The organism is Streptomyces sp. NPDC044061 (genome assembly GCF_056434305.1).
Genome location: NZ_JBWKFL010000027.1, coordinates 56,738 through 83,364, shown reverse-complemented (window position 1 = coordinate 83,364; position 26,627 = coordinate 56,738). Strand labels below are relative to the sequence as shown.

25 protein-coding genes, 4 pseudogenes and 1 riboswitch are annotated in these 26,627 nt (G+C 69.7%); of the genes and pseudogenes, 17 read left to right on the top strand and 12 right to left on the bottom strand.

Annotated elements, in window-relative coordinates:
- Positions 1-12: 12 nt before the first annotated feature.
- From AC07CM_RS34715 to AC07CM_RS34700, 4 genes and pseudogenes are all read left to right on the top strand, one after another.
- Positions 13-567 (top strand): annotated as a pseudogene (locus AC07CM_RS34715) (response regulator transcription factor); the annotation flags it as partial.
- Between the two features lie 57 nt (positions 568-624).
- Positions 625-1,431 carry a sensor histidine kinase gene (locus AC07CM_RS34710; RefSeq protein ID WP_478880482.1) on the top strand — a complete coding sequence of 269 codons (807 nt, stop codon included), beginning with the start codon at positions 625-627 and terminating at the stop codon, positions 1,429-1,431.
- Positions 1,395-1,652 (top strand): hypothetical protein, encoded by a 258-nt coding sequence (locus AC07CM_RS34705; RefSeq protein WP_478880451.1) that lies wholly within the window; start codon positions 1,395-1,397, stop codon positions 1,650-1,652. Before AC07CM_RS34710 ends, AC07CM_RS34705 begins: the two co-directional genes overlap by 37 nt.
- Positions 1,652-1,849 carry a hypothetical protein gene (locus tag AC07CM_RS34700; RefSeq protein WP_478880450.1) on the top strand — a complete coding sequence of 66 codons (198 nt, stop codon included), beginning with the start codon at positions 1,652-1,654 and terminating at the stop codon, positions 1,847-1,849. The genes AC07CM_RS34705 and AC07CM_RS34700 overlap by 1 nt, the downstream gene beginning before the upstream one ends.
- Before the next feature lie 109 nt (positions 1,850-1,958).
- Here AC07CM_RS34700 and AC07CM_RS34695 read toward each other — a convergent pair whose 3' ends face one another.
- Positions 1,959-2,792, bottom strand: a complete 834-nt coding sequence (locus AC07CM_RS34695; RefSeq protein WP_478880449.1) for a PIG-L family deacetylase — start codon at positions 2,790-2,792, stop codon at positions 1,959-1,961.
- Between the two features lie 328 nt (positions 2,793-3,120).
- Here AC07CM_RS34695 and AC07CM_RS34690 point away from each other — a divergent pair, with 328 nt between their 5' ends.
- Together AC07CM_RS34690 and AC07CM_RS34685 are read left to right on the top strand one after the other, a co-directional pair.
- Entirely contained in the window at positions 3,121-3,717 is a 597-nt protein-coding gene (locus AC07CM_RS34690) for a DinB family protein (protein ID WP_478880448.1), read from the top strand.
- A gap of 327 nt (positions 3,718-4,044) precedes the next feature.
- Positions 4,045-5,034 carry a hypothetical protein gene (locus AC07CM_RS34685; protein WP_478880447.1) on the top strand — a complete coding sequence of 330 codons (990 nt, stop codon included), beginning with the start codon at positions 4,045-4,047 and terminating at the stop codon, positions 5,032-5,034.
- A gap of 393 nt (positions 5,035-5,427) precedes the next feature.
- Here AC07CM_RS34685 and AC07CM_RS34680 read toward each other — a convergent pair whose 3' ends face one another.
- A complete protein-coding gene (locus AC07CM_RS34680; protein ID WP_478880446.1) occupies positions 5,428-6,369 on the bottom strand; it encodes an aminoglycoside phosphotransferase family protein in 942 nt (313 codons plus the stop codon).
- Positions 6,370-6,687: 318 nt separating this feature from the next.
- Positions 6,688-8,106, bottom strand: coding sequence for a purine-cytosine permease family protein (locus tag AC07CM_RS34675; RefSeq protein WP_478880445.1), 1,419 nt, complete (start codon positions 8,104-8,106; stop codon positions 6,688-6,690).
- Positions 8,096-8,191: riboswitch (TPP riboswitch) on the bottom strand. It overlaps the preceding gene by 11 nt.
- Before the next feature lie 165 nt (positions 8,192-8,356).
- Here AC07CM_RS34675 and AC07CM_RS34670 point away from each other — a divergent pair.
- Positions 8,357-8,596 (top strand): annotated as a pseudogene (locus AC07CM_RS34670) (IS701 family transposase); the annotation flags it as partial.
- Between the two features lie 66 nt (positions 8,597-8,662).
- Here the strand turns inward: AC07CM_RS34670 and AC07CM_RS34665 are convergent.
- A complete protein-coding gene (locus AC07CM_RS34665; RefSeq protein ID WP_478880444.1) occupies positions 8,663-9,505 on the bottom strand; it encodes a hypothetical protein in 843 nt (280 codons plus the stop codon).
- A gap of 368 nt (positions 9,506-9,873) precedes the next feature.
- On the opposite strand from AC07CM_RS34665, the gene AC07CM_RS34660 reads away from it, so the two are divergent.
- Positions 9,874-10,608, top strand: coding sequence for a dienelactone hydrolase family protein (locus tag AC07CM_RS34660; protein WP_478880443.1), 735 nt, complete (start codon positions 9,874-9,876; stop codon positions 10,606-10,608).
- A 70-nt stretch (positions 10,609-10,678) separates the two neighbouring features.
- On the opposite strand, the pseudogene AC07CM_RS34655 reads toward AC07CM_RS34660, so the two are convergent.
- Positions 10,679-11,294, bottom strand: a pseudogene (locus AC07CM_RS34655) (transposase).
- A 130-nt stretch (positions 11,295-11,424) separates the two neighbouring features.
- Between AC07CM_RS34655 and AC07CM_RS34650 the strand changes: the two are divergent.
- The 4 genes from AC07CM_RS34650 (at position 11,425) to phoU (ending at position 15,366) form a co-directional block, all read left to right on the top strand.
- Positions 11,425-12,129 (top strand): Clp protease N-terminal domain-containing protein, encoded by a 705-nt coding sequence (locus tag AC07CM_RS34650; protein ID WP_478880442.1) that lies wholly within the window; start codon positions 11,425-11,427, stop codon positions 12,127-12,129.
- Positions 12,130-12,430: 301 nt separating this feature from the next.
- Entirely contained in the window at positions 12,431-12,784 is a 354-nt protein-coding gene (locus tag AC07CM_RS34645; RefSeq protein WP_478880441.1) for a hypothetical protein, read from the top strand.
- Between the two features lie 465 nt (positions 12,785-13,249).
- Positions 13,250-14,467 carry a PP2C family protein-serine/threonine phosphatase gene (locus AC07CM_RS34640; protein WP_478880481.1) on the top strand — a complete coding sequence of 406 codons (1,218 nt, stop codon included), beginning with the start codon at positions 13,250-13,252 and terminating at the stop codon, positions 14,465-14,467.
- Positions 14,468-14,691: 224 nt separating this feature from the next.
- Positions 14,692-15,366 carry a phosphate signaling complex protein PhoU gene (gene phoU / locus AC07CM_RS34635; protein WP_478880440.1) on the top strand — a complete coding sequence of 225 codons (675 nt, stop codon included), beginning with the start codon at positions 14,692-14,694 and terminating at the stop codon, positions 15,364-15,366.
- Positions 15,367-15,497: 131 nt separating this feature from the next.
- Here phoU and AC07CM_RS34630 read toward each other — a convergent pair whose 3' ends face one another.
- Positions 15,498-16,037: a DUF3995 domain-containing protein gene (locus AC07CM_RS34630; RefSeq protein WP_478880439.1), complete on the bottom strand. Its 540-nt coding sequence runs from the start codon at positions 16,035-16,037 to the stop codon at positions 15,498-15,500.
- A 785-nt stretch (positions 16,038-16,822) separates the two neighbouring features.
- On the opposite strand from AC07CM_RS34630, the gene AC07CM_RS34625 reads away from it, so the two are divergent.
- On the top strand, positions 16,823-17,338 hold the full coding sequence (locus tag AC07CM_RS34625) for an N-acetyltransferase family protein (RefSeq protein ID WP_478880438.1): 516 nt from the start codon (positions 16,823-16,825) through the stop codon (positions 17,336-17,338).
- Between the two features lie 358 nt (positions 17,339-17,696).
- Here the strand turns inward: AC07CM_RS34625 and AC07CM_RS34620 are convergent, their stop codons facing one another.
- Together AC07CM_RS34620 and AC07CM_RS34615 are read right to left on the bottom strand one after the other, a co-directional pair.
- The gene (locus AC07CM_RS34620) at positions 17,697-17,990 is read right to left on the bottom strand and encodes a hypothetical protein (RefSeq protein WP_478880437.1); all 294 of its coding nucleotides are present in this window, start codon (positions 17,988-17,990) and stop codon (positions 17,697-17,699) included.
- Between the two features lie 172 nt (positions 17,991-18,162).
- A pseudogene (locus AC07CM_RS34615) lies at positions 18,163-18,411 on the bottom strand (LysR family transcriptional regulator); the annotation flags it as partial.
- Positions 18,412-18,549: 138 nt separating this feature from the next.
- Here AC07CM_RS34615 and AC07CM_RS34610 point away from each other — a divergent pair.
- Positions 18,550-19,815: a PP2C family protein-serine/threonine phosphatase gene (locus tag AC07CM_RS34610; protein WP_478880436.1), complete on the top strand. Its 1,266-nt coding sequence runs from the start codon at positions 18,550-18,552 to the stop codon at positions 19,813-19,815.
- A gap of 361 nt (positions 19,816-20,176) precedes the next feature.
- Here the strand turns inward: AC07CM_RS34610 and AC07CM_RS34605 are convergent, their stop codons facing one another.
- The gene (locus AC07CM_RS34605; protein ID WP_478880435.1) at positions 20,177-20,725 is read right to left on the bottom strand and encodes a TetR/AcrR family transcriptional regulator; all 549 of its coding nucleotides are present in this window, start codon (positions 20,723-20,725) and stop codon (positions 20,177-20,179) included.
- Between the two features lie 103 nt (positions 20,726-20,828).
- Between AC07CM_RS34605 and AC07CM_RS34600 the strand changes: the two genes are divergently transcribed.
- The 3 genes from AC07CM_RS34600 to AC07CM_RS34590 all read left to right on the top strand — a co-directional run bounded on the left by AC07CM_RS34600 (position 20,829) and on the right by AC07CM_RS34590 (position 23,230).
- Positions 20,829-21,341: a carboxymuconolactone decarboxylase family protein gene (locus tag AC07CM_RS34600; protein WP_478880434.1), complete on the top strand. Its 513-nt coding sequence runs from the start codon at positions 20,829-20,831 to the stop codon at positions 21,339-21,341.
- Positions 21,338-21,571, top strand: coding sequence for a hypothetical protein (locus AC07CM_RS34595; protein ID WP_478880433.1), 234 nt, complete (start codon positions 21,338-21,340; stop codon positions 21,569-21,571). Before AC07CM_RS34600 ends, AC07CM_RS34595 begins: the two co-directional genes overlap by 4 nt.
- A gap of 459 nt (positions 21,572-22,030) precedes the next feature.
- Complete coding sequence (locus AC07CM_RS34590; protein WP_478880432.1) at positions 22,031-23,230, top strand: RNA-guided endonuclease InsQ/TnpB family protein; 1,200 nt, start codon at positions 22,031-22,033, stop codon at positions 23,228-23,230.
- Between the two features lie 274 nt (positions 23,231-23,504).
- Here AC07CM_RS34590 and AC07CM_RS34585 read toward each other — a convergent pair whose 3' ends face one another.
- The 3 genes from AC07CM_RS34585 to AC07CM_RS34575 all read right to left on the bottom strand — a co-directional run bounded on the left by AC07CM_RS34585 (position 23,505) and on the right by AC07CM_RS34575 (position 26,504).
- On the bottom strand, positions 23,505-23,900 hold the full coding sequence (locus AC07CM_RS34585; protein WP_478880431.1) for a gas vesicle structural protein GvpA: 396 nt from the start codon (positions 23,898-23,900) through the stop codon (positions 23,505-23,507).
- A gap of 410 nt (positions 23,901-24,310) precedes the next feature.
- The gene (locus AC07CM_RS34580) at positions 24,311-25,075 is read right to left on the bottom strand and encodes a hypothetical protein (RefSeq protein ID WP_478880430.1); all 765 of its coding nucleotides are present in this window, start codon (positions 25,073-25,075) and stop codon (positions 24,311-24,313) included.
- Between the two features lies 1 nt (position 25,076).
- Positions 25,077-26,504: a selenium-binding protein SBP56-related protein gene (locus tag AC07CM_RS34575; protein WP_478880429.1), complete on the bottom strand. Its 1,428-nt coding sequence runs from the start codon at positions 26,502-26,504 to the stop codon at positions 25,077-25,079.
- Positions 26,505-26,627: the final 123 nt, after the last annotated feature.

Below are 26,627 nucleotides of genomic sequence, written 5' to 3'. Positions count from 1 at the left end.
AGGGAGGCGCGCATGGGCGGGACGGCCCCCCCCGGGACGGTCCTGGTCGTGGACGACGACGCGGCCATCTGGCGGTCACTGGAGCGCGGGCTGCGGCTGAGCGGTTTCGCGGTCCGCACCGCGCCCGACGGGCTCGGCGCGCTCGCTGCCGTCGCGGACGGCCCGCCCGACGTGCTCGTACTGGGCGTGTCGATGCCCGGGATGAGCGGCATCGAGGTGTGCGCGCGGTTGCGGGCCGACGGCCGGGATCTGCCGGTGCTCATGCTCTCCGCGCCAGACGAGACCGCCGACCGGATAGCCGGCCTGCAGGCCGGCGGCGACGACTACCTGGTCAAGCCGTTCGCCCTGCAGGAACCTGTGCTGCGGCTGCGCGCGCTGCTGCGGCGCCGGCCGCCCGCCGCCCAAGAACAGGCGGTGCGGGTGGCGGACCTGCTGATCGACCCGGCCGCCCGCACCGTACGGCGTGGCGGATGCCCACTGGACCTCACCCGGCGCGAGTTCGAGCTGCTGGAGGTACTGGCCCGCGACGCCGGGCTCGTCCTCACCCGTGACCAGCTCCTGGACCGCACGGAGGTCGTCGCCGATCTGCGCGGCGAATACGGGCGGCTGCTGGGCCTGCTGGTGATGCTGCGCGACCTCGGGCGCGGGGACCTGGTGGAGGCGGAGGCGTTCCGCACCGCCGACCTGACGGAGATCGCGGAGGCGGCCGTCGCCGAGGCCCGGCGCCGTGTGCCCGGTGCGGTGATCGTGCTGGACGCCCCGGCGGGGGTCACCGTGCGGGGCTGGGAACCGGGACTGCGGCTGCTGCTCGACAACTTGCTGGCCAACGCCGTGGCGCACGGAGCCGACGCGGGAGGGCGGGTGAACGTGACGGTGGGTCTGCGGCGCGTGGGGGAGTGGATCGTGCTCACGGTGGACGACGGCGGACCGGGAGTGCCGGAGCAGGACCGGGAGCGGATCTTCGAACGGTTCCGGCGCGGCCCGGCCGGCGCCGGCTCCGGGCTCGGCCTCACGCTGGTGGCCCAGCAGACCGCACTGCACCGGGGCGCCGTGACGGTCGGCGGCGCACCGGGCGGCACGGGGGCACGCTTCGAGGTGCGGCTGCCGGCCGGGGAGGGAGAACTGCCCGACCGCCGCGGCTGGTTGATCGGACAAACGGTACATACCGGTCACAAGGTTTCCCCAAAGAGGACTCCTAACCTGCCGCGGGACGGGCGGACGAGTGGTCCGCCCGGGAACGGAGGCATGCGATGGACATCCGGCGAAGGCGGCGCAACCTGCTGGCTGGGCTCGCCACGGCAGCGCTGCTGGCGGGCGCCACGGGCACGGCCACGGCCGACAGTTCCCCCACACCGGGACCGACCGGCGACGGGGCCAAGGCGCTGTGCAAGCGGGTGCCGAGGATCGACCGGCGCATCGACCGGGCGCTGAAGCGGCTGGACGCCGGGGCAGGCACCCGGGGTTCGGTGGCCCGGCTGGAACGGCGCGTGGCCAACGCAGAGAAGGCGGGCCACACCGAGATCGCCACGTTCCTCCAGGACCGGCTGAAGACCCGCAAGGCGCTGGTGCCCACCCTCAAGCAGCGGCAGAAGGACCTCGACCAGGTCAGGACGTGGTGCCGGGACAACGACGGCGGCAGGGAGGCAAGTTGATGCGCGCACGGACCGCGGTGGTGCCGATGGTCCTGCTGGCCGCCCTGGCCGTCGGCTGCTCCGGTCACGACGCGGCGTCGCCGCAGGCCCCGGCGGCCACGCCCTCGGGCTACTCGCAGATGGAGCAGAAGGTGAACGCGGCCGAGTCGGCCGCCTCCGCGGCCGAGCGGGACGCAGCCTCGAACGCGGACCGCTGACCCGAGGGGGGAGGCGGCGCAACGCGGCCGGGCAGGCCCCCCGAGGGCACTGCCCGGCCGCTGTCGTGTCCGCGATCGCGGCCCAGCTGAACCGAGTAAGGCGGGCGGGTCAGCGCAGTCCGGCGAAGAGGTCGTTCTCGGGCACGGTCGCGCCGGTGGTGTCCTGGACACGTACGAAGGTCTCGACGCCCATCAGCTCGGTGAACCTTTTCTGGCCCATCTTGAGGAAGAAGATGTTCTCGCCCTGGCTGGCGTGCGCGGCCAGTGCATCGAACTTCTGACCGCCGAAGGCGCTGGTGTCCACCCAGGTGGTGATCTCCTCGTCGGGGAGCCCGATCTCCACCATCGCGGCGGCCTCGGCGGGATCCGGCTCCTCCCAGTCCGCACCGAACTCGCGCATGACCTCCCCGAACCGCTGCATCATCGAGCGGGGCGCCGTCGTCCAGTACACCTTCGGTGTCGGCTCGGTCATCGCCAGTGCCGCCATCGTGATGCGGTTGGCCTGGATGTGGTCGGGGTGGCCGTAGAAGCCGTTCTCGTCGTAGGTGACGACCACATCAGGTTGGTAACGGCGAAAGAGTTCCGCAAGTCGGGCAGCGCCCTCTTCCACGGGTGTCCGCCAGAAGGATCCAGGGGCGTCGTTGGTCGGCCAGCCCATCATTCCGGAGTCGGCGTAGTCCAGCATTTCCAGATGACTGACCTTCAAGATCTCGCAGCTCTCCTCGAGTTCCTGACGCCGCATCAAGACGACAGCTGCCGGATCGTGCCCGGGATCGCCCGGCTTGACACCCCCGGGTCCGTCACCGCAACCGCCGTCGGTACACGTCACGAGGACCGTGCGGATGCCCTCCGCCGCGTACCGTGCGAGGACACCTCCCGTTCCAGTGGCCTCATCGTCGGGGTGGGCGTGCACAGCCATGAGCGTCAAGGGTCGGTCAGTCATGAATGAGTCCTCCTGCGTGAAAAAGCGTCGGTCCGAGTCTGCGGCACGAGCACAAGTGGTCGCCCCGATATCGGGCGACCGGGCACATGGCGGATCCGAGGTCCCGGATCGCGCCGGAGCGGACGATCTTGTGACCTCTCTCGTCCCGGCCCGCGCGGCGCCGGTCCCTCGGCTGGTGCAACAGTGCTGGCCGGATCGGCTGTTCCCGCGGCGCACGGAAACAGCGCTGTGCTTGGCATTCGCTTCCCTGTACATCGCCGGCAAGATCGATGTCAGTGACTGTTGATGTCACCTCCGGCTGTCAGTGCCAGGTGGAAAACTGCCCGGCATGACCGAACCGAACCCGAAGGCAGACCTTCTCCGATACCTGCAAGAGGCGCGTGATGCCCTGGTCTGGAAGCTCGATGGGCTCTCGGAGTATGACATCCGCCGTCCGCTGACCCCCACGGGCACGAACCTGTTGGGGCTGGTCAAGCATGTCTCCGGCGTGGAGCTGGCGTACTTCGGCGACACGTTCGGACGGCCGTTCTTCAACGCGGAGCCGCCGTCCTGGTGGTATACCGAGGAGTCGGAACCCAACTCGGACATGTGGGCCACCGTAGACGAATCACGGGAACAGATCGTCGGACTGTATCGCGAGGCGTGGGAGCACTCCGACAGCACGATCGCGATGCTGACGCTCGACGCGATCGGTCACGTCCCGTGGTGGCCGGAGGAACGCCGAGAGGTGACGTTGCACCACATCCTGGTGCGTGTGGTCTCCGACACCCAGCGGCATGCCGGCCACGCCGACATCGTGCGAGAGCTCATCGACGGATCCGTCGGATACCTGCAGGGCAAGGACAACATGCCACCAGGGGATCAGGCTTGGTGGGAGGGCCACCGGAGCCGACTGGAGCGCGTGGCGCGGGAGGTCAACGGCTGATCTCGCCCTGCTGCCGACCCCGTCGGCTCCGGGGTCGGCCACGCGCGGGGCGTTCAGTCGGCTGCGGTCTGCTCGGCCAGGGCTTCGGTGCGGGCGAGTTTACGGGGGTATGCCCGATTTCCGGCTGCTGATCGTCACCTGCGCTGAGTTCGGGATGCTCGGGCACCTGCACGCGACTCGGGCCGCAAACGTCGTCGTACGCATGTGGCGTGGTCCGCAGGGCGGAGGGGCCAGTTGGACCAGCGGGGGAGCGGGGTGCGCCTGGGGGCTGATGCCGAGGGGTGTGCGGGCGCCGGAGCATGGGGATCCCCAGCGGAGGGAGACGTGGTGGAGCGTTGGGACCGGACCGGGCGTGCGGCGGCGTACGGGGCGGCGGCGGCCCTCGTCCCGTATTTGGTGATCAAGGTGTCGTGGGTGGTCGGTTCGTCACTGGGGCTGCTGCCGGTCGGACGGGGGTTCAGCCTGGGCGGGTGGCTGGTGCTCAACATCGTCACGATCGGTATGGCTGCGGCCGGGATCACGCTGGGGCTGGCGCTGGTACGGCCGTGGGGGATGCGGATCCCCGGCCGGCTGGTGGGATTCTCCGCCTGGGTCGGGTCGGGGTTCTTGGTGTCGATCCTGCCGTTCGTCGTCGTCGGCGCGCTGGTGAACTCCAGGACGGGGAGTTCGGGGGGCTCAGGGAGCTCGCGGGGCGAAGCGTCGATGCCGGGCTGGGAAGCGGTGCTGCTCCAGTGCAGCTTCGTGGGAACCGGGATCGCACTGGCCATCGCGCTTCCCGCCTATGTGTGGCGGCGCTGGCCCCACGCGCTGCGCCGGCCGCAGCGACCCCGTACCCGCCCCTCCTCGGGACCGCTGTGGCCCGCTGTAACCGGTGCCGTGACCGGCCTGGCCTGGCTCTACTGGGCGGCCGGTGGCACCCTGGGCATCGCGCACCGCGATGAGCGGCCGGCCGGCTGGCATGTGCTGGTCGGGGTCAGCGCGTGTTGGGCCCTCGCCGCGTCCGCCGCCGTACTGGCTCTCGTCCGGCGCCGGTCGACCCGGCTGCCGTATCCGCTCCTGCTCGCGTCGGCGTGGCTGGGATCGGGCTCGATGTTCGCGTGGAGCGGCTGGAGGCTGCCGGCGACGGTGTACGTGGCGCTGGTGCACCCGAGCGACGTCGGCTACCCGGAGAACGTCGCGGTCGCCGTGACGCTGCACGTCACGGCCGTGCTGACGGGGGCACGGATCATACGGACACTGGTACCCGGCGGCGGTAGGCGGGTGAGCGTGCCCGACAACGTCCAGCAGTCCGCCGAGCGGGTGGGCCGTCCCCGGTGAGCATGGCTGTCAGGAGGGCCTTTCAGCACAAGCGCCTGACGCTCCCGTGGCAACGCCACGTCCGAGGCGCTGCCCGAGGCGACCCATGTCATCGACCGCGTGAAGCTCCTCGAAGGGAGCCTGAAGGCCACCGATCGGGCCGCGGCCAGGAGGACCTGACCGCCGAGCGGACGGAGAGGCCGCAGCGGCGGCGGAAAGCGGGACCCGCAGAAGCTGAGCGGGCTACGCGCGGAGCTGCACCAACGGGCAACCGGGCAGGAGGTGCCGGGCCGGTCGAAGACGAGCCGGTCGGGGATCGGCGCGGACCGGCAGTGAGCTGGTGCACCCCTCTCCCTCTCGGTTGTCCTGCGTCAGTGAAGGTTGAGCAGTGTCACCGAAGTTGAGTGATGCAGGTCATCTCTTTGGCGCTGGGGAACTGGGGCGATGGATCGTCGTGGTGAGGCGTCGCAGCGCGGCGTGGGCGGGTGGGCCCCAGGTGCGCTTGCCACCCGGACGGCCATGGACGCCTGCCTCTCCGATGGAGATGCAGGCGAGGGCTTTCAACACCGCCCAGCCGCGGGCGCGGCGTCGGGTCGCCGTGTCCGCGGCCGGCTGATAGGCCTCGTAGAAGCGGTCGACGGACCCCTCCGGCAGCAGTATCCACGCGGCTGCGAGATCGCAGGCCGGGTCGCCCGCGAAAAGGTCGCCGAAGTCGATCACGCCGCAGAAGGTGCCGTCCGCGGTGAGGACGTTGGCCGGGTGCAGGTCGCCGTGGAGCCACAGCGCCGGGCCCGCCCACTCGGGCGCGGTGACGGCGTCTTCCCAGACCGTGCGGACGGCGTCCGGGTCAGGGATCAGCCCTGACTCGGTGGCCCAGGTCAGGATCTGGGCGAATCCCTCGGCCTGGTCGGTCAGCGGTCCGCCACGGTCGCGGCCGCTGGGCGCCCCGTCGGGGGCAGGTCGGTGAAGAGCGGTCAGGAACGCTGCCAGGGTGTCGGCCGCCTCCGTGGCGCGGGTGGCGGGGGCACGGTCTGCGGGCGTGCCCGGCACCCAGGTGGTGACGATCCAAGGCCGCGGGAACCGCTCGGAGGGCTCGCCGAGGCGCTGGGGGACGGGGACCGGCAGGGGAAGACACGGGGCGAGGGTGGGCAGCCAGGCGTGCTCCTTGCGTAGCAGCGCGTCCGCGGACCGCGTCGCCCAGGGCAGCCGGACGGCGAGGTCGTCGCCGAGCCGCCACAATTGATTGTCCCAGCCACGCGCACCGAGCCGCACCGGGCGATCGGCCAGGTCGGGGTGCTGCTCGCGCAGCAGCTGCCGGACCAACGCTGCGGTGATCTCGATCTCGCTGTGGGTCACGCGGAGCCACGATAGTGGACGGTGATCCGCCGTTTGCGACGCCGGGAATTCAGTGCCGCTTCCCGCTGCGGCCCAGCTCAGCGCCCTCGTGCCCTGCTCGTGCGGACACAGGCTTGGGGCGGCGAATGAGGGGGGAGACGCCGTGGCGTCGGCCGTTTCACTGCTGACAGTGGCACTGACTCGATCCAGGCTCGGGCCGGAATCGTGGGCGGGACCTGACAGGAGCAGGCTGCTCGGGAACAACGCGCCATTCGTCGGACCTCGACCCCCGTACGGCAGGGCAGTGAGCGAGGTGGCCACCTTTGGCCGGTCAAGCGGTCATTGCTTCACCGGAGACGGCGCCTGTCGCCGCGCCCGCAACGGCGTGTAGACGAGCAGGGCCGCGAGGAACGCCACGGGGTAGGCGAGGTCGGCGCCGTGCAGGGCCCGGGCGACCGGGCCCACGAACAGGGTGGTGCTCATGAACGGCACCGAAGCGGCGAAACCGACGATGAACGCCGTGAGAGCCGGCCACCACGGCTGCGGGTCGGCCTCCTCCGTCTTCAGATCGATCGGACGGCCGCCGCGCGCCCGCGTGCGGGCCACCCAGTCGACGATCACGATCGCGACGAACGCGGGGATCCAGTAGCCGACGAACAGCAGCACGTTCTGGAAGCGGGCGGTGGTGTCGGCGGCGTGCATCCACAGCACGAGCGGGAAGCCGAGCACCGCGGCGAGCGCGGCGGCGACCGGCCGTGGCAGCCGCACGCCGACGGTCTGCAGCGCCAGCGACCCGCTGTAGTCGTTCATGGCGTTGCTGCACAGCGCCGCGAGAGCGACGGCGAGGAGTCCGAACGCGCCGAGCGCGCCCCCGCCGAGAAGCCGGTCCACACCGCGGGCGGTCTGGTCGGTGAACTGCGCCGCGCCCCACAGGCCGAGTGCCTGTACCGCGACGAAGGACACGCCGACGCCGAGCAGGGTGCACCAGAACATGCGTGGACGGGACGCCGTCCGTGGCAGGTAGCGGCTGAAGTCGCTGGCGTACGGGGCCCACGAGAGGGCGAGACTCAAAGCGATGGTGCAGGTCAGCACGAACGCGCCCGCCCGGTCGGCGCCCTGCACGGTCGCGGCCGTCGCGGGCTGGGTGCCGTGCACGAGCTTCACCGCCAACGCGACGAACGAGGCGGCGAGCGCGAAGGTCATCACCGTCTGCAGGCGGTGGATCGCCTCGTATCCGATCACGCCCAGCACCCCCTGGGCCGCCAGCATCACCAGGACACCCAACCAGAAAGGCCAGCCGAACAGTTGGGCCAGCGCGTCCCCGCCGAACAGACCGATCAGTGCGTCCCAGGCGATGGACGACAGCCACTGCAGGGCGCCCGGCAGGGCGACGACCCGTCCGAAGGCCAACCTCGCCAGCGGCAGTTGGCCCGCCCCGGTCTGGCTGCCCCAGGTCCCCAGGTAGGCCGTGGGCACCGCACCGAGCAGGGTGCCGAGCACCACGGCGAGCAGCGCCGTGGCGAAGTCCAGTCCGAGGGCCGCCCCGACGGTGCCGGTGAACACACCGGTCATCGTCAGGTTGGGGGCGAACCACACGGTGAACAGCCGCCGGGGGCTGCCGTAGCGAGCGTCCTCGGGCACCGGCGTGATGCCGCGCGCCTCCACCCGCAGATCCCCGGGCGCCGTCGGCATCCGGCCGTCGAAGACGCGCCGCGCCTCGGCGACAGCCGTCTCTTCATGGGCATACGGCAACGACATACGACATCCCTCCGCCAGTCCTAACTGGTTCAGGTTCAACGGGTGTGATCTCAGCCCTCGTGCGAGGGCACCCCGTGTCCAGGTACGCCGGCCAGAATAGCCCGGACCGGTGACCGGTTCCGGCCGGGGCGCATGGAGGGTGTGCGGAACCGTGCGTCCGTGAACCCGGCACGGCCGTGGCGGCCCGTCCGAGAGCCGGCCGACCTCGCCCCACGCGACGGCGGCTCCACGGCCCGCGCTCGGCGGCTTCAGGCCGGCAAGCGGCAGATGGACCGTCGAGGAGACCTTCCAGTCCGGCAGAGGCCTGGCCGCCTTGGAAGAACACCAGGTCAGACGGTGGAGGCCCTGGCACCGCTGGGGCACCCTCGCGATGCTCGCCCATGCCTTCCTCACCGCCGTCCGCGCCGACGAACACGCCGGCAACCCGAAAACGGACGGACTGAGACCCCTCACCTGCAACGAGATCAAGAGCCTGTCCATCGCGCTCGTCTGGGTCTGGCGGGCGGCTGCCGCGTCTTGCGCTCGCGGGACGCACGGTGCTGCGTCGGCGCGCCCGCTAGCCGAGCTTGCGCAGCACCTCGGCGATGTTGGCCCGGTACGTCCGCAGTGCCCGCAGCCCGGCCGCGTAGCGGTCCTGGTGCCGCGTGATGTCCACGGCCTGCTTCTGCGCCCGTACCGCGTGCCAGAGCTCGGCCGTGTGGTGGCGGCGCTTGCACGTGACGTCCGCGACGGCGGTGGCCCGCTCCCGCCGCGTATGCCGGGTGTTGCCGTCACCGTCCCGCTTCCAGGCGTCGTCGGTGTACGCCGCGCCGGGATCGGGGTAGCGGGTGAATCCCTGTTCTGCCACACATCGGGACCACACGTCCCAGGCCGCACGGAGGCGCGGGTCGCGCTTGACCGCCTTGTCGATCTCGATCGCCCGTGTGCCTGCGTAGAGCCAGTCCCGCCTGAGGTCGATGCCGCGCATCAGCCGCCGAGTGGCTTCAGCGTTGCAGGCGGGCATGTCCGCATACTCGGCGTAGGTCATCCGGCGGCCCTTCGGCTTGAGGGCAAGGGACTTCGCCGGGTCCCAGCCGTAACCCCAGCGGCGGGCGGTGGCGAGATCCAGGGCGCCGTAGTCGGTGCTCACCGCGGTGGCGACGACGGGGTCGCTGGGGTAGCGGGGGTCGAGCGGGAAGTCCGGGTGGCCGTGCTCCGCCATGCACCGACGGACCAGCAATGCCGATGCCCGCTGCGATCGTTGATGGTCCCGCGGCGTGTAGTCGTAGCGGTCGGCCGGAAGGGGGCCGAGGTCCGACGCCGTGCGGATGACCTGCGGGCGTTCTGGACCGGAGGCGCAGACCGCCGCCAGCAACGCCACCCCCGCCACGGCACCCAGCCGCGACCCCCGCCTCGTCATGCGACAGGATGCTAGCGGGCGGCGTGCGGCGGCCGGCTGTAGCCCCTGGCGGCTCATCCCCGCACGCCGAGACTCCAAGCCACAGCTGCGAAGGGCCGTGCTCCGGCGGGAAACTCCACGCATCCTTCGCGGGGCTCGCACTCAGTCGCGGTCCACCCGCAGGCGCGGCCAGGCCGTTCGGTGGACTAGGTTGTGGGGATGACTACCGGGACGGCATCGCGCCACACACGGATCGGTGACCCGGTGCTCTTCTGAGCGCCGAACGGGCCAGTGAGGGCCCGCTGTTCGATCAAGGATCTTGCGCTGCTGCGCGGGCTCCGCCTTCGTCGTGTTGATCACAGGACACATCAACCACGACAGGAGAGTTCATGCCCACCAAGATGCTGCAGATTCCCACCGCGGACGGCCAGGCCGATGCCTTCGCCGCCTTCCCCGACGACGGCGAGCGGCACCCAGGGGTGCTGATGTACGCGGACGGCTTCGGCATCCGGCCCGTGCTGCGGGAGATGGCCCGCGAACTGGCCGGCCACGGGTACTACGTGCTCGTCCCCAACTTCTTCTACCGGCACGGCCCGGCACCTGTGGTCGAACTTCCCGAGCACATCGGAGAAGAGGCCCGGACCGCGGTCATGGGTCGGCTGATGCCCCTGATTGAGACACATACCATCGAACGGACCCTGCGCGACGCCGACGCCTACGTCAGATTCCTCACCACCCAGCCCGAGGCCAGCGCCGGACCCGTCGCGGTGACCGGCTACTGCATAGGAGGCCTCCTGGCAGTGCGCACCGCCGCGGCCCACCCCGGCGAGGTGGCCGCCGTCGCCGGATTCCATGCCCCCGTGGGCGCCGCCGGGCCCGACAGCCTGCGCCGCCTCACCGCCCAGGTCCACTTCGGCCACGCCGAAACCGACCTGACGCCCGAGGTCCTCGGCGAACTCAACCAGGCTCTGGACGCCGCGGGTGTCGACTACACCTCTGAGATCTACCCCGACACCGTCCACGGCTTCACCATGGCCGACACCGACGCTTTCAACCCCGCCGCACTGCAGCTTCACTGGGACCACCTGCTCCTCCTCCTCGGCCGCACTCTGGCCAAGTGCTGAGGCTCCGGCCCGGAGACCGAATCTGAAGTGCACGGCTCCGCAGTCCTGGGGCGTGTTGCGAGAGTGCTGGTCACAGCCACTCATTGATGGCCGCGACCGGCACGGTTGATTCGTAGCGGACGGCAAGCTTGTCGTCTCTCGTGACGACCGCGCGGTGGCGTTTGAGACGATTGATCCCGCACCCCACCGCGTGGCGCTCTTTGCGGTCGGCCGGGTCGAACCTCGGCGGACGCCCACCGCGAGAACCACGCTCATCGCGGTTGGCGATCTGATCGCGTTTCTCCGGGATGGTGCAGCGAATCCCGCCTCGGTGCAAGTAACCGCGGTTCGCTCGGGAGCCGTACGCCTTGTCGGCGCGGACCTTGTCCGGCCGGGTGCGCGGCCGTCCTGACCCAAGCTGTGCGGGTGGGCGCGGGCGATGGTGGAGTCCACCGAGACGTCCCAGGTGATCAGACCTTTCGCGTCGGACCGGGCCTGGAGCTGTTCGAGGATCCGGTGCCAGGTGCCGTCGCGCTGCCAGCGGCGGAAAGGTCCGTACACCGCCCCCACGGCTTATAGCGCTCGGGCAGGTCCCCCCACGGTATGCCGGTCCCAGTGCGGAACCGTATCCCGTTGATCAGCTGCCGTTTGGTGTGCACTGGCGGGCGCCCAGACTTGATGCCCTTCGGCAACAGCGGCTCCAGCAGCGCCCACTGAGCCTCGGTCAGATCTCCCCGAGCGGCGAGACGTGATCATCGCACGAAGCGACGGGAGCGCACCCGAATGAGCGTCAATTACAAGTTGACGGCGAGCCCATCGTCAACTTACGATTGACGCATGAGCCCACTCGACATCAACCTCGCCGACCTGATCGCCCGTCTCGATGAGGAACTTCCCGACGCCAACGAACTGGCCCGCATCAGCGAGGCGCGACTTCGTGCCCAGACGCTGTCCGACCTCGGTGACCAGCTCATCGACCACTACGTCAGCAAGGCCAAGCAGACCGGTGCGTCGTGGACCGAGATCGGCGACGCCATCGGGGTGTCCAAACAGGCCGCCCAGCAACGCCACACGCCCGCCCCGTTCGAGCGGTTCACCAACCTGAACCGACACAGCATCGTGCTGGCGCAGGAGGCCGCCCGAACGCACAAGCACGACTTCATCGGCACCGAACACATGCTGCTCGGCCTGCTCGGTGAACCGCGGGGCCTGGCGTACGAGGTACTGGTGGCGAAGACCGAGTCGGAGCAACGCATCCGCGACGCGATCGAGGAAGCGATGCCGCCGGCCGGGGAGAAGGCGCTGCGGGGGCACATCGCGTTCCGGCCGGAGACCAAGGAGGTCATCGAGCAGGCACGCCGCGCGTCGACCGACCTCGGCCACGACTGGGTCGGCACGGAACACTCGCTGCTGGGCCTGATCCGCGTCGAGGACAGCGCGGCCGCGCAGATCCTGCGCAACCTCGGCTTCACGTCGGAGGAGCTGCACGAGACGGTCAAGACCGAGATCGGCAAACGGCCCGCCTTGCGCGACGAGCAGTAGCGAAACGGTCAGTCGCCGCGGAGGACGGGAAACCCCGGGTCTCGACCTGCCCCTCCCGGCCATTCCGACCAGATTCGGAAGACCGGACCCAGTGCTGTGTCCGCATGGGTTCGCCGGGTTGGGCGTGCACTCACTCCTCGCCGAGCAGGCGCTGACGACGTATGCAGATCGGCCCAGGGTGACACCTTAGCGATCCATACTCTGTGTCGGCAGCTTCCGGGAGGGCACGTCCATGCGGCACAGCGGTGGGAGTACACGAGCAGTCAGCAGAGCAGCGGCCGCTGTTGTTGTCGCTGTCCTCGTGAGCAGTTGTTCGTCGGACGATCCGGCTCAGGCCAAGGAGTGGCAACGGGATTACTGCAGCAAGCTGGGGTCCTGGCAGGACGCCAGGCACGCCGCGGCAACCAGCGTGGCTGATGCCGGTGCCGGTGCCGGGCAGAGTGACCAGTCGCCCGAGTTCGACGACGCCGAAACAGCAGGGCATGCGGTCATCGACGCCTCGAAAAGGCTTGACCGGGAAGGCCTTGAACATGGTGGCAGCCGCATCCTCGATGACACCGTCAACGCGGTCGGCGGTGACATCGGGGCCGAGGGTCGCGCAGTGTCTTACTGCGACAGCTCAGGCTTCGAGACCTTGGTCAGTTCGGCCGGGTAGGCCATTTTCTGCGGATCACCTTGTGGACACGCCGCCGAACCGCACCTGACCGACGCCGCCCGCGCCGCGCCAAGGCGGTAGTGCAGCGCCAGGAGCCGGGCGAGGCCGTGCGCCGCACGGGCAGCCACGGCCGTGTGACCCTCTTGGCGGACGCCCCCGCTCAGGGCTGGAGGGGGGACCCGGCGGTGGGGTGGGTTCGCGCAGTGCGGGAGATGGGCCAGGAGTACCCCCGCGCCGGTGGAGGTGCTCAGGATGCGCGTTTACGTCGTGGTCGGTGGTCATGGCCGGTCGGGCAAGGGCGAGATGCCATGGACGTAGCCCTTGGCGGCGTACCGCGAGGAGGCCTGCGCACGAGGTGTGCCCGGTCGAGCTCGGCTGACCGCCCTGGCCGCCGCTCTCGCCCTGGTTGCGGTCTTGCCTGACGTGAGAGAGGGCGGGATCGGTGTGAGACTGGGCACGGAAGGGGTGATCCCCGTGTCGGACCCACCGCACGCGGACTCCGGTCCCGACACCGCCATCGACGAGAATCGGCTGGAGGAGCTGATCATCGAGGCGCAGACGGCCCTGCCGGTCGAACTGCCCGTCCTGGCGAATCGGTGCGCCTCGGCCCTTGGCCTGGACACCGCCCTGATCTACCTCGTCGACCTGCAACAACGGCTGCTCATCCCACTCGAGGAGACTTTGAAGCCGCTGCCGGTGGACCGCTCGTCGGCCGGCTGGGCGTACCGCACGGTCTCCCCGCGAGTGGCCGAGGCCGACGACGGCTTGATGGTCTGGATGCCTCTGGTCGACGGTGCCGAGCGGCTGGGCGTGCTGGCGGTGCGGACCGCCTCGCTCGACGGGATACGGATGCGGCGCAGCCGGATGCTGGCCCATTTGTTCGCCATGCTGATCACCTCCAAGCGCGCCTACAGCGACTGGCTCGCCGCCCGCACCCGCACCGCGACCATGCAGTTGCCCGCCGAGATGCTGCGGGCCTTCCTGCCGCCCCGCACCATCGGCAGCAGCAGGTGCGTCTCGACCGCAGTGATGGAACCGGCGTACGACGTCGCCGGCGACGCCTTCGATCACTCGGTCATCAAGAACATCCTCCACACCACGATCCTCGACGCCATGGGCCATGATCTGACCGCCGGCCTGACCACATCCGTCGCCATGGCGGCGGCGCGGAACGCCCGCCGCGGCGGTGGCGACCCGGCCCACGTCGTCGGTTCCGTCGACCAGGCGCTCGCCCGGTGGCTGCCCGAGCAGTTCTGCACCGGCGTGCTGTGTCGGCTCGATGCCGAGACCGGAGTGCTGCGCTGGGTCAATTGTGGTCACCCCCCACCACTGCTGATCCGTGCCGACCGGGTGCTCACCGGGGCCTTGGACAGCCCCCCGCAGCCGCCGATCGGCCTGGCCGGCCCACTCGCCCCGGTAGCCCGACGGGTCCACGAGACCACACTGGAACCGGGCGATTGTGTCCTGCTCTACACCGATGGTGTCGTGGAGGCTCGCGACGCAGACGGTGCGGAATTCGGCCTCGACCGGTTCACCGACTTCATCATCCGCTCCAACGCCGCCGGCGAGCGCCCGGCCGAGGTGCTGCGGCTGCTCATCCACGCCATTCTCGACTACCAGCGCAACCAGCTGCGGGATGACGTGACGATCCTGCTCTTCGAATGGCGCCCGCAGCATCGGTGACATGCCGAGCCTCGCTGGGCTCGTGCGCCGCGTTCACCCGGGTCGTCCGGCAGCGGCCGCCTCGACTACCCCGCCGCGGTCATCGCGCCGAGCCGCACACCCATAGGCACCGTCGTCGTCACCGGTAGGCGCGCGACAGTGGGCGAGGAGGGGTCCCCGGCCCAGCTGTGCGAGTCTGGCAGCAGGCGACGACGGACGTGCCCACACCTGCAGGAGGGAACGCGATGCGGGAGGCGTATCACGAGGAACTGGCCTCGATCAGTGCCGGTCTGGTGGAGATGGCCCGGCTGGTGGGTTCCGCGATCGGCCGGGCCACCACCGCTCTCCTGGATGCCGACCTGCCGCTTGCCGAGAGCGTCATCTCGGCCGACGCCAAGGTCGACGACCTGCAGCGGGAGCTCGAGGACCGGGCCATCGCCCTGCTGGCCCGGCAGCAGCCGGTCGCCACCGACCTGCGGATCGTCGTCACGTCCCTGCGGATGAGCGCGGATCTGGAGCGTTCCGGTGACCTGGCGCAGCATGTGGCCAAGCTGGCCAGGCTGCGGTACCCCGAGCGTGCCGTTCCGGGCGATCTGCACCGCACGATCCTGGAGATGGGCCAGCTCGCGCAGCGCTTGATGGCCCAGGCCGCCGAAGTGATCACCACGCAGGAGGTCGATGCGGCGCTGCAGCTGGAACAGGATGACGACCGCATGGACGAGCTGCATCGCATGATCTTCCAGCACCTGATGGACGACCGTTGGAAGCACGGTGTGGCGACCGCCGTGGACGTCACGCTGGTCGGCCGCTACTACGAACGCTTCGCCGACCATGCCGTCTCGGTCGCACGGCGAGTGGTCTACCTGGTCACCGGTGAGCGCGCGGACGAGTTCATGCCCGACACACCTCTCACGCCCTGAATCCGGGTTGGCGCAGCGTCAAGTTCCTCCTCCAGTACGCCGCAACGGGTGGCAGCTGATGCTCCAGGGAGAGGCCCCAGGGCCGCTCCGGACTTTGCCGGCTTCCTCGACCACCAGTTACGTGCCAACGTTCAACCGATGCCGGTATCCGTCGAGGTCACGGACAGGACCAGGGCACCGATCGCGCCCACGACTCCATGGAGTCGCAACTTGCGTCGATCATCACGTGGGCGGACGTACAGCGCGGTGGCCCCGGCGAAGGCCAGACCACCGACGATGAACCACGGCCCCCAGAGGTAGAGGTACCAACCAGTCAGCCCAGCCAGATCTGGCTCCACAGAGACGGCCCCGGCCTCGACCAGCACACCGTGGACGACGAAGAGGCCACCGTGCCAAGTGAGCAGGGTGGCCGCACCAGCGCCGCAGATCACTAGGAGCCGGCTGATTCGCGACCCCCCTTGTCGTGTCGGGCCGACGCCGACCAGTGCCCCGAAGAGCTTCAGAACGCCGGTTACCGTGAGGACGGTCAGGAACCATGGCACTCCGTCGCGAGCGAGCCTCACCAACGACGGCGACACCGTCGACTGCGCGCCGAAGGTGCTGCCCGTCGCCCAGACGAAACTCGGTACCGCGAACGGGACCCCCAAGCCCCAGCGACGTATCCAGGCCACTTGCTCAGGCGGAGACCGGATACCCGGCGCGGGACGGGACGCACTGCTCGCTCCAAGGAACGCGTGATCGACATGACTCGACCATGGTCCGGACCGCGATGAGGTGCGTCATCCGCACGGAGGATCCGCCTCCACCAGCAGAGCTACCTCTTGGCGCCCCAGCTGCAAGCGGTACGACATGCCCGGGTCAGCCCCGGGTCATTTCCGACCCGCGCGGGCAGGATTCCCCAGGGGATGCGGAACGCGTCCCACACAGCCTCGAACGGCTGACCAGACCACCGGCGGCCGCCCCGCCTCGATGCGACGCAGTACCGGGGGGGAGAGACGGTCCAGGTCGGGGCCGGGCTGGACCTGTCGCTCTGCCGGGTGCCCCGGCGCCGATGGCGGGCACGATGCCGTGGGCGCGGCGCTGGTTGCGGTAGACGTCGTGGTCGTAGCCAACCCCAGTAGCGGGTTGAGTGGTGCACACCTACTGCGAAGATGGGTCGCTTACGCGAAGTGCGGACGTTCATCGGCCTGTCCTGGTGGCGAGGGTCGGGCGGTCTTCCGCGTAAATCCTTGAGCGATGACGGCAGCTGTGTTCAGCATCGACGCGGCGGGGGGCCACGACACCCCAATGTTTTCGTCTCGCTATGTGATCGCGCGCATGCACAGCGCAATCGACGTGACGTAAAGTCCTCTTGAGCCGACTTCGAGGCGGCAAAAGACTGCTGCGGTAGCCAGCCCGCGCCTGCGTCTTGGGAACCCCGGCGCGGCAGTCACGATCGCAATTGAGGAGAACGTCGATGCCCGACGCCGGCCGTCGAGACGCCGCCCACTCGATCACGCTGACCGACGGCACCGCCACCCGGACCCGGGAGGCGGCACCCGTCGACCTGGTGCCGGTCCAGGAACTGCACCGCCGTTGCTCACTGGGCAGCCGAGCCCTGCGATACCACGCGGGCAAGTCCGGGCTCTCACCTGCCGAATGGCGTCATCTGTCCAGGCCAGACCGCGGCACCACGTTGGTGACCACTCCGGCCGAGCGCACGGACCACATCATCGCCATGACCAACGTCATGCGCACCGATCAGCAAGGGGTGGGGGAACTCGCGATCCTGGTCGAGGACGCGTGGCAGGCCAGGGGGCTTGGCACCGCTCTGGCCGAACATGCGGCGACCGTCGCCCGCCGCGAGGGACACCACACGCTGGCCGCTGCGGTGGCGGCGAGCAACAAGCCGATGCTCCATGTGCTGGAGAAACTGGATGCGACGCCAATCGACGCCACCGGTCCCGTACTCGACCTGCGCATCCTGCTGTAGGTCCGGCTTCCGAGATCACCGGGTCATCGAGCATGGCGGGGTGCTTCGTCCCAACTCGCCGCTCACCAGCGAGAGTCACTCGCTACCGGGATCAGTCGCAGTGCTCCGCCCTTCGGAGCGGTGATGAAGCGAGTCTTGTCAGCGGGTGCCGTCAGGCGGATCCGGTCATGGTCGGACCCTTGAAGTTGAGATGCCGTACAGCCGAGTGGGTCGCCACGGGTGATTGCGTCGCTCTTCAAGGATCGCCGGCATGCACGGTCGCGATGGTCGAAGTGCCCCGCGCCTACCAGATCCGATGCCGGTCGGCGGCCGGGGGACAAGCGGATGCGAAAGAGGATCGGGGGGCACGCTCGCTGTATCACTCTGCATCGATATCGGGCTGGATCTCCACGGTGCAGGCCGCGTCCTCAGGGCCGTGGCCCTCCTCGTCCTTCCAGACGATCACGCGCACGTGCTGTTCGACGATGCCGTGCCTCTTCCATTCGGTCACCAGGTCCGTGACGACAAGGGCGGCGACGTACTCGGCGTTCTCCCGCGGGTCGTCGGTGGTGATCGTCCCCCGCCACCGCTCGGGGCGGCTGCCGTAGGGCCGCCATCCCTGCGAGCCGTGCGGCTCGTCGATTCGATACGCCCAGTCCGTCTCGACGCTCATGGCACCGATCCTGTCACTGCCAGGAGCACCTTGCGCTCCTTCGGATCGACACCCGGCGGGCTCTGCTCCCGCGGCTGCCTACGACTGTCTCGTCGCCCGCAGGCCAGGCCGGCCGGGTGGGGATGACGAAGCGGTCCGCCCGTCCCTCCGGCGGCTGGCGGGGCGATCCTGTGTCCGCTGGACGACGCCGTTCGTCCGGTTCCGGATGGCGTAGGGCCAAGTCGGCGAGGACACCGGGCAGCAGACCGCGAGCTGCCGACGCGACGGCGGCGGTGGTGAACCGTTCGGCCGGTATCCCGCGCCGGTGCTCCGGCTCGGTCTCCGCCTGCTCCACGACGGCCGGCGACTCCCGTGCTGCGGCGACGAGTGGACGCGCCTCGGTGGTCAGCCGGACACCGCGCTCGAGAAGCACGGTCCATGTTCCTGGCAGCGCCGCCGCCTAGAGACGCACTTGCTCTCGCTGAGCCCGCTGCTTCCCGGGCAGCCGACCCCCTCGGGATACCGCATGAGACCGGGATACACCAAGGCGTCCACCACGTGTGAGCGTGAGGATAGGGGTATGGAGCTGAAACCGGAGGCGGCTGGCACCATGCGGTCGCGCTTTCGCTCATCTCCTCGGCTGGGAGCGTTGTGCCAAGCGGTCAGGCGCGGGCGTCCGGGCCAAGGTCCGCACCCGATGCGCAGCGGGATCCTCTTCTCGCTCGCGCGGTGTGTGCCGTTCGCGATCGCTGTGGCCGTGCTGGTCATAGAGTTCACCCCTGCCCACCACATCTACACCGGCCCCCTACTCGTGGCGACGCCGGCGCTGGCCGCGGTGACCATGGGCCCGAAGGGCACGGTCTCGGCGACGGCTCTCGCGCTGGCGATCAGCGTGACCACCGCGACCTATAACCAGGCATGGGGCAGTCACCAGGTCTACACCAACTTTCTGGCACTTGCACTGGTGTCCGTGGCCGGCCTCATCACCAGCAACGCCGTGCAGGCGCGCCGTCAGAGCGAGCTCGACCAGGTCCGCCGGGTCGCCGTGGCAGCACAGGACGTCATTCTGCGGCCGGTCCCCGCACGCCTGGGGGCGCTGCGGGCCGCCAGCCTCAGCCTGGCGGCCGAGGAGGGGGCACAGATCGGTGGTGATCTGTACGCTGCCGTGCAGACGCCCCACGGCGTCCGGCTGATCGTCGGCGATGTCCGAGGCAAGGGACTGAATGCCATACACGCGGTCGCAGTGGCGCTAGGCGCCTTCCGGGAAGCCGCGCACCACGAGAGCGAGCTGGCGGAAGTCATGAATCGCTGCGCGGACGCCCTTCAGCGGGAGGCCGCCGTGCCGGGCGCCTTCGACCAGGAAGCTCTCATGGAGGGCTTCACCACGGCGCTCATCGCCCAGGTACCAACGGACGAACCCGTGGTGCAACTGGTCAACCGCGGCCACCCCCCACCGCTGCTGTTGCACCAAGGCAGGGCCCAGGCCCTCATGCCCGGCTGCCCCCTGCCGCCGCTCGGCCTGGAAGACCTCATGACCGGCCCTCCCGCCAAGCCCGAGAGCCACCCGTTCGCCCCCGGCGACCGCCTGCTGCTCTACACCGACGGCGTCATCGAAGCCCGCAACCGCGACAACGACTTCTTCAACCTCCCCGGGGCCATGGAGCAGATACGCGCCAGTACCTCCCCTCCGGTGTTCCTGGGACAACTGCACCTGCAACTGCACCACCACACCCATGGCCGTCTGACGGACGACGTAGCGATGATCCTCATCGACCGGCTCGAAGCCGGAGGCGGATCCGATCGCGATCCTGGAGCCGAGCGTGCGGACGGCGCCGGTCGCGCGTGATGTCGGACCTGCGGGGACGGGCGCGTGGTGCCGTGTCACAGCCGACCGGGTACGCCGACGGCCTCGGGCGTGTGACCAAAGCGGATCTTGATCGTGTCGGCCCCGCTGCGGTCGCCCGCCGCGGTTCGACCCGGAGGACTGCAAGGCTCGGCACACAGTCGAGTGCGGCCGCAACGCCTCAAAGGGCACCGCGCCGTGGCCACGAGATATCACGGGCTCGCGGTCCGCTGCGAGGCAACCGTCTTCGCAGCGGCCACCTCCGAGTGGCTGTGACCAGCACACTCGATACACGCCTGGCGTTGACGGGTCGACCGGCTCGCCGGACCCGCCCAGCACGTCTCCTTTCCGGCAGTTGCTGGGGTCATGCTGCGTCGCCCAGCATGGCTGCTGCGACCGCGCGTGCCTCCGCTGCGGGAGCCGTCGTCCGCTCCCGCAGCGCGGTGACGATCGCTCCGTCCATCAGCAGAACGAACCGTCGTGCGAGTGCCTCGGCATCCGCGTGACCACCCTTGGCGAGCAGGCCCGCAACGTAGACGGTGACACGCTCCTTGTGCTCGGCGGCGATCCGGTAGGTCGAGCTGCCGGTGTCGGCGGTCTCAGCCATGGTGTTGATGAAGGCACAGCCGCGGAAATCCGCCCCGGCGAAGCGCTCGGCCAGTGCGCGGAAGACGTCCAGGGGTTGTCCGCCGAGAGCGTCCACCCGTTCGGCCAGCCAGGCGCGCCAGGCCTGGTCGCGTCGCTGCAGGACGGCCACGACCAGGTCGTCCTTGCTGGCGAAGTGCCGGTAGAAGGAGGCCCGGCCGACTCCGGACTCGGCCAGGATGCGTTCGACGCCGACCGCGCGGATGCCCTCGGCGTAGAAGAGTTCCTCGGCGGCGTCGAGGAGACGCTCGCGTGCATGAGTGGCCATGAGCCCAGGCTATCCCGATCTTGACGATGACGGAACCGATCAGTACCGTCTTGAATCCAGGAAACGGAACCGATCGGTACCATCTGGAGGACTCGTGCCACGCATGCCACAGCTCACCGACGACCCCTCGGGGCTTCTCGACCAGACCCGCCGCCGGCTCGGCCGACTGCCCAATCTGTACGCGGCGATGGCCAACGGCCCGGCGGCACTCGCCGGGTACCTGGCCTTGCGCGATCACCTCGGACGCGGCGTCCTGACCGCCCGCCTCCGCGAGCAGCTGGCGCTGCTGGCCGCACAGGAGAACCACTGCACGTACTGCGTCAGTGCCCATACACTCCGGGGCCGCAGGCTCGGCCTGACCGACGAGGAACTGGCCCGCACCCGCGAGGCCGCCGACGACACCGACCCGCACGCCGACGCGGTGCTGCAGATCGCCCGCGAGGTCATGCGTACCGGGGGCCGCATCGAGGACACCATGCTGGCCGACGCCCGCCGGGCCGGGGTGACGGACGCCGAGCTGGCCGAGATCGTCGCCCACATCGCACTCAACACCCTGTCCAACTACTTCAACCACCTTGCCCAGCCGGACCTGGACTTCCCGGAGGTGTCCGCGTGAACCGCGAGTGGCGCAAGGGCTCGATCGAGCTCGTGTCCGGGTACACCATCACCGACGCCGACGGCCATCCCGTCGGCCGCGCCAAGGGCATCGACTTCGCGGTCGAGGGCGGCTTCATCAACCTCCGGCTCCCTGGCGTCCCCCACACTCAGTTGGTCTCGGCTCCGGCCGTACGCCTGATCACTTGCGAATCCCGGCCTCCGCATCCAGGCCCTCAGCCCACACGGTAGTGCGGTCACCGGGAACCGCTGCCGGGTTGGTGGTCAGGCTGTCAGGGTGAGCGGGCATCCGCCCTACTCACTGCTTCTGTGTACTGGTCATGGCCACGAGAAGGGGACCCATGCCTGCTTGCCCGGAGCGTCGTCGGTGCTCCGGGCTCTCACCAGGTCGGCGATGAGGTTGGTGAAGGTGAGTCGACCCGTCGAGGCCAGGGCCGGGCTCAGCGTCGCCGACCGTCTTCCCGTGGGCTGCTGCGCCCTCGGTCTCGAGGGTCGGCTTCCCCGGGCTGAGTGGTGAGGAGCCGAGGTGGCGGATAACGGCTCCTTCGGGATCGTCCGTGTGGGGGCACCGGAATGCAGTCGTAGGCGACGTGGCGGCCGGCGCGGATATCGGGGTTTGGATCCCAGCGTGGTGACATGCCCCAAGCGTCGTAGGATCTTGGAAGCTTGATCAGGAAGGGGGTGGGCTGGATGATCCGTGCGTACAAGTTCCTCATCAGGCCCACCGTGGGCCAGCAGGGCGCGCTCGCCGAGATGCTGCGCGATCACTGTTCGCTCTACAACGCAGCCTTGCAGGAACGCCGCGACGCCTACCGGCACACCTCGAAGACCACCGTCCGGTACGGGCAGCAGTCCGCCCAGCTCAAGGACATCCGCGCCTTCGACCCCGAGCGTCAGGGCCGCTGGTCCTTCTCATCCCAGCAGGCCACCTTGCGCCGCCTGGACAAGGCGTTCGCCGCGTTCTTCCGTCGCGTCAAGGCTGGTGAAAAGCCCGGCTATCCCCGCTTCCGGTCGAACAAGCGGTTCGACACCGTGGAATTCCCCAAGGACGGCGACGGCTGCCGCTGGGACAGCACACCGCACGACCCCGTCACCCGCGTACGCCTGCAAGGCGTCGGACACGTCAAGGTCCACCAGCACCGCCCCGTCGTCGGCAAGGTCAAGACGCTCGCCGTCAAGCGCGAAGGGCGCCGCTGGTACGTCATCCTCACCGCCGACCAGGCCGCACCCGAACCGCTCCCCGCGACCGGCAGCGTGGTCGGCATCGACCTCGGGATAGCCAACTTCCTCGCCGATTCAGGCGGCGAGTTCGTACCCAACCCCCGCCACGGCCGCAAAGCCGCCGCGAAACTCGAAGCTGCACAGCAGGCCCTCGCCCGGTGCAAGCGCGGTTCCAAGCGCCGCCGCAAGGCCGTGGAGAGGGTTGCCCGGATGCATCGAAAGGTCCGGCGTCAGCGCCTGGACCACGCGCACAAGACCGCGCTCGACCTCGTCCGCGAACACGACGTCATCGCGCACGAAGACCTCAAGATCCGTAACATGAGCAAGACCCCCGCGCCCAAGCCGGACCCCGAACAGCCGGGCAGCTTCCTGCCCAACGGGGCCGCCGCGAAGGCCGGACTCAACCGAAGCATTGCCGATGCCGGATGGGGGGTGTTCCTCGCAATCCTGGCCGCCAAGGCGGAAGGTGCCGGACGGGAAGTGATCGTCGTGGACCCCCGCAACACCTCCCGCAGGTGCCCTGCATGCGGGCACACCGCCAGGGAGAACCGGCCCACACAGGAAAGGTTCCACTGCGTCTCGTGCGGCCACAACGCGCACGCGGACACAGTCGGCGCTCTAAACGTTCTACGGGCCGGGCTGGTCCGTCGCGACGCCGACCCGGCATAGCGAGAAGCCCCCTCATTTATGAGGGGGAGGAGTCACTCCTTCCACGGCAGCGGGTGGGGTGGGTGGGTGGGTCGGGTCGCCTACCTCGCCGCGCCGCTGGTGTACTCGGCTTCGTGCCCTTGGCTCAGCCGATGGCTCGCCGGCCGAGGATCGATGATCTGCCTGCTTGTGTCGCTGCGATGGATGGGGACGCAGGACGAGTAGTACGGGTGACCTGTCCACGGGCCAGAACCGGGCACGGCGGTGCTCGCAGCGCAGCGCTCGAGGAAGTGCCTCATTCCTCCCCGCGCGCGGCCCGGTCGCCCTGACGCTCCCGGCCCTCGTCCCGTGCCTGGTGGAAGGCATCGGCGATCGTCTCCGCCGCGCCGGACAGTGCTCCCTTGGTCTTGCCTCGGGCGCCGGACTCGGTGAGCTGTCCGGTGAGTTCCGTGAGCCCGGCCGGCTTGCGTGGTCCCGCTTCCAGGTCGAGGCGGTTACACGCCTCGGCGAAGCGAAGGTAGGTGTCGACGCTGGCGACCACGATCCGTATGTCGATCTTGAGAATCTCGATACCGACCAGTGAGACCCGCACGAACGCGTCGATCACCAGCCCGCGGTCGAGAATGAGCTCCAAAACATCGTAGAGGCCGCTGGAACCGCCCCCTCTGCCCTGCTGTGTTGCCACGGTCATCGCGACCAACCCCTGGATACCCGGCTTCGCTCGGTCCGCGTCACGGAGGCGTCCCTGTTCTTCGCTGCGACGCGGCACTTCCGCGTGCGGGTAGCCCCTACTACCTATGTGCAAACCCCAGTGATGGTGGCCCAGCAGCGGGACCGCCTCGCGAAGGCTGTTGGTTCGCAACGGTCCGCAACGTGGAGCTGGAAGGCATGGCCGTCCTGTGCGTCGTTGAGCAGCGTTCAGCCGCGCAGATGGCCCAGCTCCCGGGTGTCGAGGCTTCGGGGTGGGTAGCCGCGGCCGAGCTCGAGAAACGGTGGCGTACGCAAAAGCGCGTCACGCTCGGGCCCCGGCCGCATCGGGGCCATCGCCAAGGCCATTCTGGTTCTCAACAGGGCCTGGCGACGCACTCCGTTGAGAAGACCTCAGCGGTTGTCCGCCTCGACAAGCAGGACGAGCGCCGCGGTGAGGACCGCGGCGAGAGTCATCGCCGTCGGGACCGCGAGGACCCGCCGGGCCGCGGGCCGCTGCTGATGGGCGAGGACGAGCGCCACCCGCGCCGCCTGCGCGAGTACGCCGGCGATGAGGGCGGGCAGCAGCGGCATGAGGCCGTCCGGGATGGGCAAAGCGCTCGTCACGAAGGCTCCCGCGACCGGGCTCAAGCAGGCCAGTCCGATCCATGGAGCCACGCGTCGCCTCGGTTGCCCCCCAAGCAGAGCGGCCAGCGCCAGGCCTTCGCCGGCCGCGTGCACCAGGAGCGCCGCCAGCACGGCGACCGACGCGGTCAGCGCCAGAGTCGCCCCTTCCAGGAAGCGGTGCAGGGCGAGCCCCGATACGGCGCCGATGCCTCCCGAACGACCCAGCTCGCATGGGCAGCCGGTACGGACCACGGCGCCCATCGCCCCGTACGTGGCGAGCGCGGCAAGTGGAACTGTCCACTGCGGCACGCCGGTCTCGTGCGCCTCGTTCCATGCGTCGGGCAGAAGGTGGAGGACCCCGATGGTCAGCAGAATCCCTGACGCGGCGGCCAGCAAGTACGCCGATCGGCCGGATCCGCGCCGCGCCAGCCAGGCACCCACCGTGGTGGCGACAGCCACCAGCACCACGGCCACCAGCGTTTCGGTGGAGGGCAGCTGCCACCCGGCCCCGTCGTCGGTGTGTGCGCCTGCTGCGCAGAGCACGGAGAGCATGTCACCGGCGGTAGCAGTACGAATCCGAGGAGGCGTCGCCGCCCTGGAGGCGCGTCTGATGCACGCGCAACCCGGAGAGCTCCGTGCCGTGCGGGAAGAAGCCGCTGTCGACCACGAGCCCGCCGTGTGCGGTGTCGGCGTCGAGCTTGACCATCCACGGGTCGATGCCCGCCGGGTAGAACTGTTCGTCCCAGGCGGCATACAAGGAGTTCGTCAGGTATACGCGCTGCCCGTCGCGGCTGAGCTCGACCATCTGTGCTCCGCCGGTCAGCGGAGTGTCGGGTTCGGCGGGGTGCGGCTGCCGGCTGACGATGCCGCCAAGACGCACGGACGCGGTCTGCCTGGGATGGAACGGGTCGCTCACGTCGTACTGGAGCAGGTCACCGGTTCCCCACGCGGATACGTACAGCCACTGGTCGTCCACCGACAGGTCGATGTCGGTGATCAACGGCGGCACGGCGCCGAACGGCTGCAGCGCCGGAGGCAGGTCCTCGCTCTGTGCGGGCTCGGCCGGGACAGTGATCACCTTGTGGATCACGAAGTCGTCGCCCTCCTGGTTCCACAACCACACCGATGCCGACAGGTCCTCCACGTTGACCACGGTGTCCGTGAACCCCCATGTCGCCTCGGGGTCGTGCGCGGGGCGCAGTTCCAGGACCATCTGGTTCTCGTCCCCGAGGTCGACGCTCTGCAGATGCCGGCCGGAGTCCAGCTCCCAGAAGTGCAGTGCGTGGCCGTACTTGCGGCCCAGCAGCAGTTCGGGGACGAGGCCGTCCTCGATCATGGAGGGGGTGCCCCATTCGCTGGTCACGGCGATGTTCTGGCGTAGGTGCCACCAGAGGTCGTAGGCGAGCCGCTGCGGTCCGCGGTCGCTCTCCCAGGCGCGCAGCACTTCGAAGCTTTCGTGGTCCAGCAGTGCGACGCCGCCGGGCCCGTCCGCGCCGTCCGCGCCGCCCAGGCAGGACAGGAACATTCCGTCGGGGCCGCAGTGGAGTGTGTGCGGGCGTGAGTATCCGGCCTTGGCGGCCAGCTCCTCGGGCTCGATCACCTTGACCAGGCGCGGGTGGGCGGGATCGGGGCTGGTGTCGAAGACGTGCAGCCGGGAGGAGCGCAGGCCGGGGACGATGAGGTAGCGCCGCGCAGCGTTCTGGTGACCGGCATGCGCCAGTGCGCTCGAGCAGGCGTTCCAGCCGAAGTGGTGCAGTTCGTTGCCCAGCTCGGGCAGTTCGGCGTGGGAGATCACGCGGCCGTAGTCGGGGGATTCGGGGTCGGTGCCGACGGTGAACAACGCGTCGGCGCGCTGTGCGGTCGGGTCGAATCCGACCAGGTAGGCGAGCTTCTCCGGGGGCGCGGCGATGGCATCCGCCGGGGTGCGGTACAAGGTGGGGTCACTGTGGTCGTCGCCGTGAACATGCTCGGTCGCTGTCATGGCTGTTCCTCACTCCCCGAACGGGAGCCTGGACCGGGTGCACTCCCGACGCAGCGGCCGGGCTCACTCGTTCGAAATCGACGTGCAGACGGGATATGTCATGGATCAAGCGTTTCACGCCCC

Bases quoted from the DNA above. Each gene is read 5' to 3' on its own strand.
- AC07CM_RS34710 (WP_478880482.1), top strand. From the start codon at position 625: ATGCTGCGCGACCTCGGGCGCGGGGACCTGGTGGAGGCGGAGGCGTTC.
- AC07CM_RS34700 (WP_478880450.1), top strand. From the start codon at position 1,652: ATGCGCGCACGGACCGCGGTGGTGCCGATGGTCCTGCTGGCCGCCCTG.
- AC07CM_RS34695 (WP_478880449.1), bottom strand. From the start codon at position 2,792: ATGACTGACCGACCCTTGACGCTCATGGCTGTGCACGCCCACCCCGAC.
- AC07CM_RS34690 (WP_478880448.1), top strand. From the start codon at position 3,121: ATGACCGAACCGAACCCGAAGGCAGACCTTCTCCGATACCTGCAAGAG.
- AC07CM_RS34675 (WP_478880445.1), bottom strand. From the start codon at position 8,106: ATGTCGTTGCCGTATGCCCATGAAGAGACGGCTGTCGCCGAGGCGCGG.
- AC07CM_RS34665 (WP_478880444.1), bottom strand. From the start codon at position 9,505: ATGACGAGGCGGGGGTCGCGGCTGGGTGCCGTGGCGGGGGTGGCGTTG.
- AC07CM_RS34660 (WP_478880443.1), top strand. From the start codon at position 9,874: ATGCCCACCAAGATGCTGCAGATTCCCACCGCGGACGGCCAGGCCGAT.
- AC07CM_RS34650 (WP_478880442.1), top strand. From the start codon at position 11,425: ATGAGCCCACTCGACATCAACCTCGCCGACCTGATCGCCCGTCTCGAT.
- phoU (WP_478880440.1), top strand. From the start codon at position 14,692: ATGCGGGAGGCGTATCACGAGGAACTGGCCTCGATCAGTGCCGGTCTG.
- AC07CM_RS34625 (WP_478880438.1), top strand. From the start codon at position 16,823: ATGCCCGACGCCGGCCGTCGAGACGCCGCCCACTCGATCACGCTGACC.
- AC07CM_RS34620 (WP_478880437.1), bottom strand. From the start codon at position 17,990: ATGAGCGTCGAGACGGACTGGGCGTATCGAATCGACGAGCCGCACGGC.
- AC07CM_RS34610 (WP_478880436.1), top strand. From the start codon at position 18,550: ATGGAGCTGAAACCGGAGGCGGCTGGCACCATGCGGTCGCGCTTTCGC.
- AC07CM_RS34605 (WP_478880435.1), bottom strand. From the start codon at position 20,725: ATGGCCACTCATGCACGCGAGCGTCTCCTCGACGCCGCCGAGGAACTC.
- AC07CM_RS34600 (WP_478880434.1), top strand. From the start codon at position 20,829: ATGCCACAGCTCACCGACGACCCCTCGGGGCTTCTCGACCAGACCCGC.
- AC07CM_RS34590 (WP_478880432.1), top strand. From the start codon at position 22,031: ATGATCCGTGCGTACAAGTTCCTCATCAGGCCCACCGTGGGCCAGCAG.
- AC07CM_RS34585 (WP_478880431.1), bottom strand. From the start codon at position 23,900: ATGACCGTGGCAACACAGCAGGGCAGAGGGGGCGGTTCCAGCGGCCTC.
- AC07CM_RS34580 (WP_478880430.1), bottom strand. From the start codon at position 25,075: ATGCTCTCCGTGCTCTGCGCAGCAGGCGCACACACCGACGACGGGGCC.
- AC07CM_RS34575 (WP_478880429.1), bottom strand. From the start codon at position 26,504: ATGACAGCGACCGAGCATGTTCACGGCGACGACCACAGTGACCCCACC.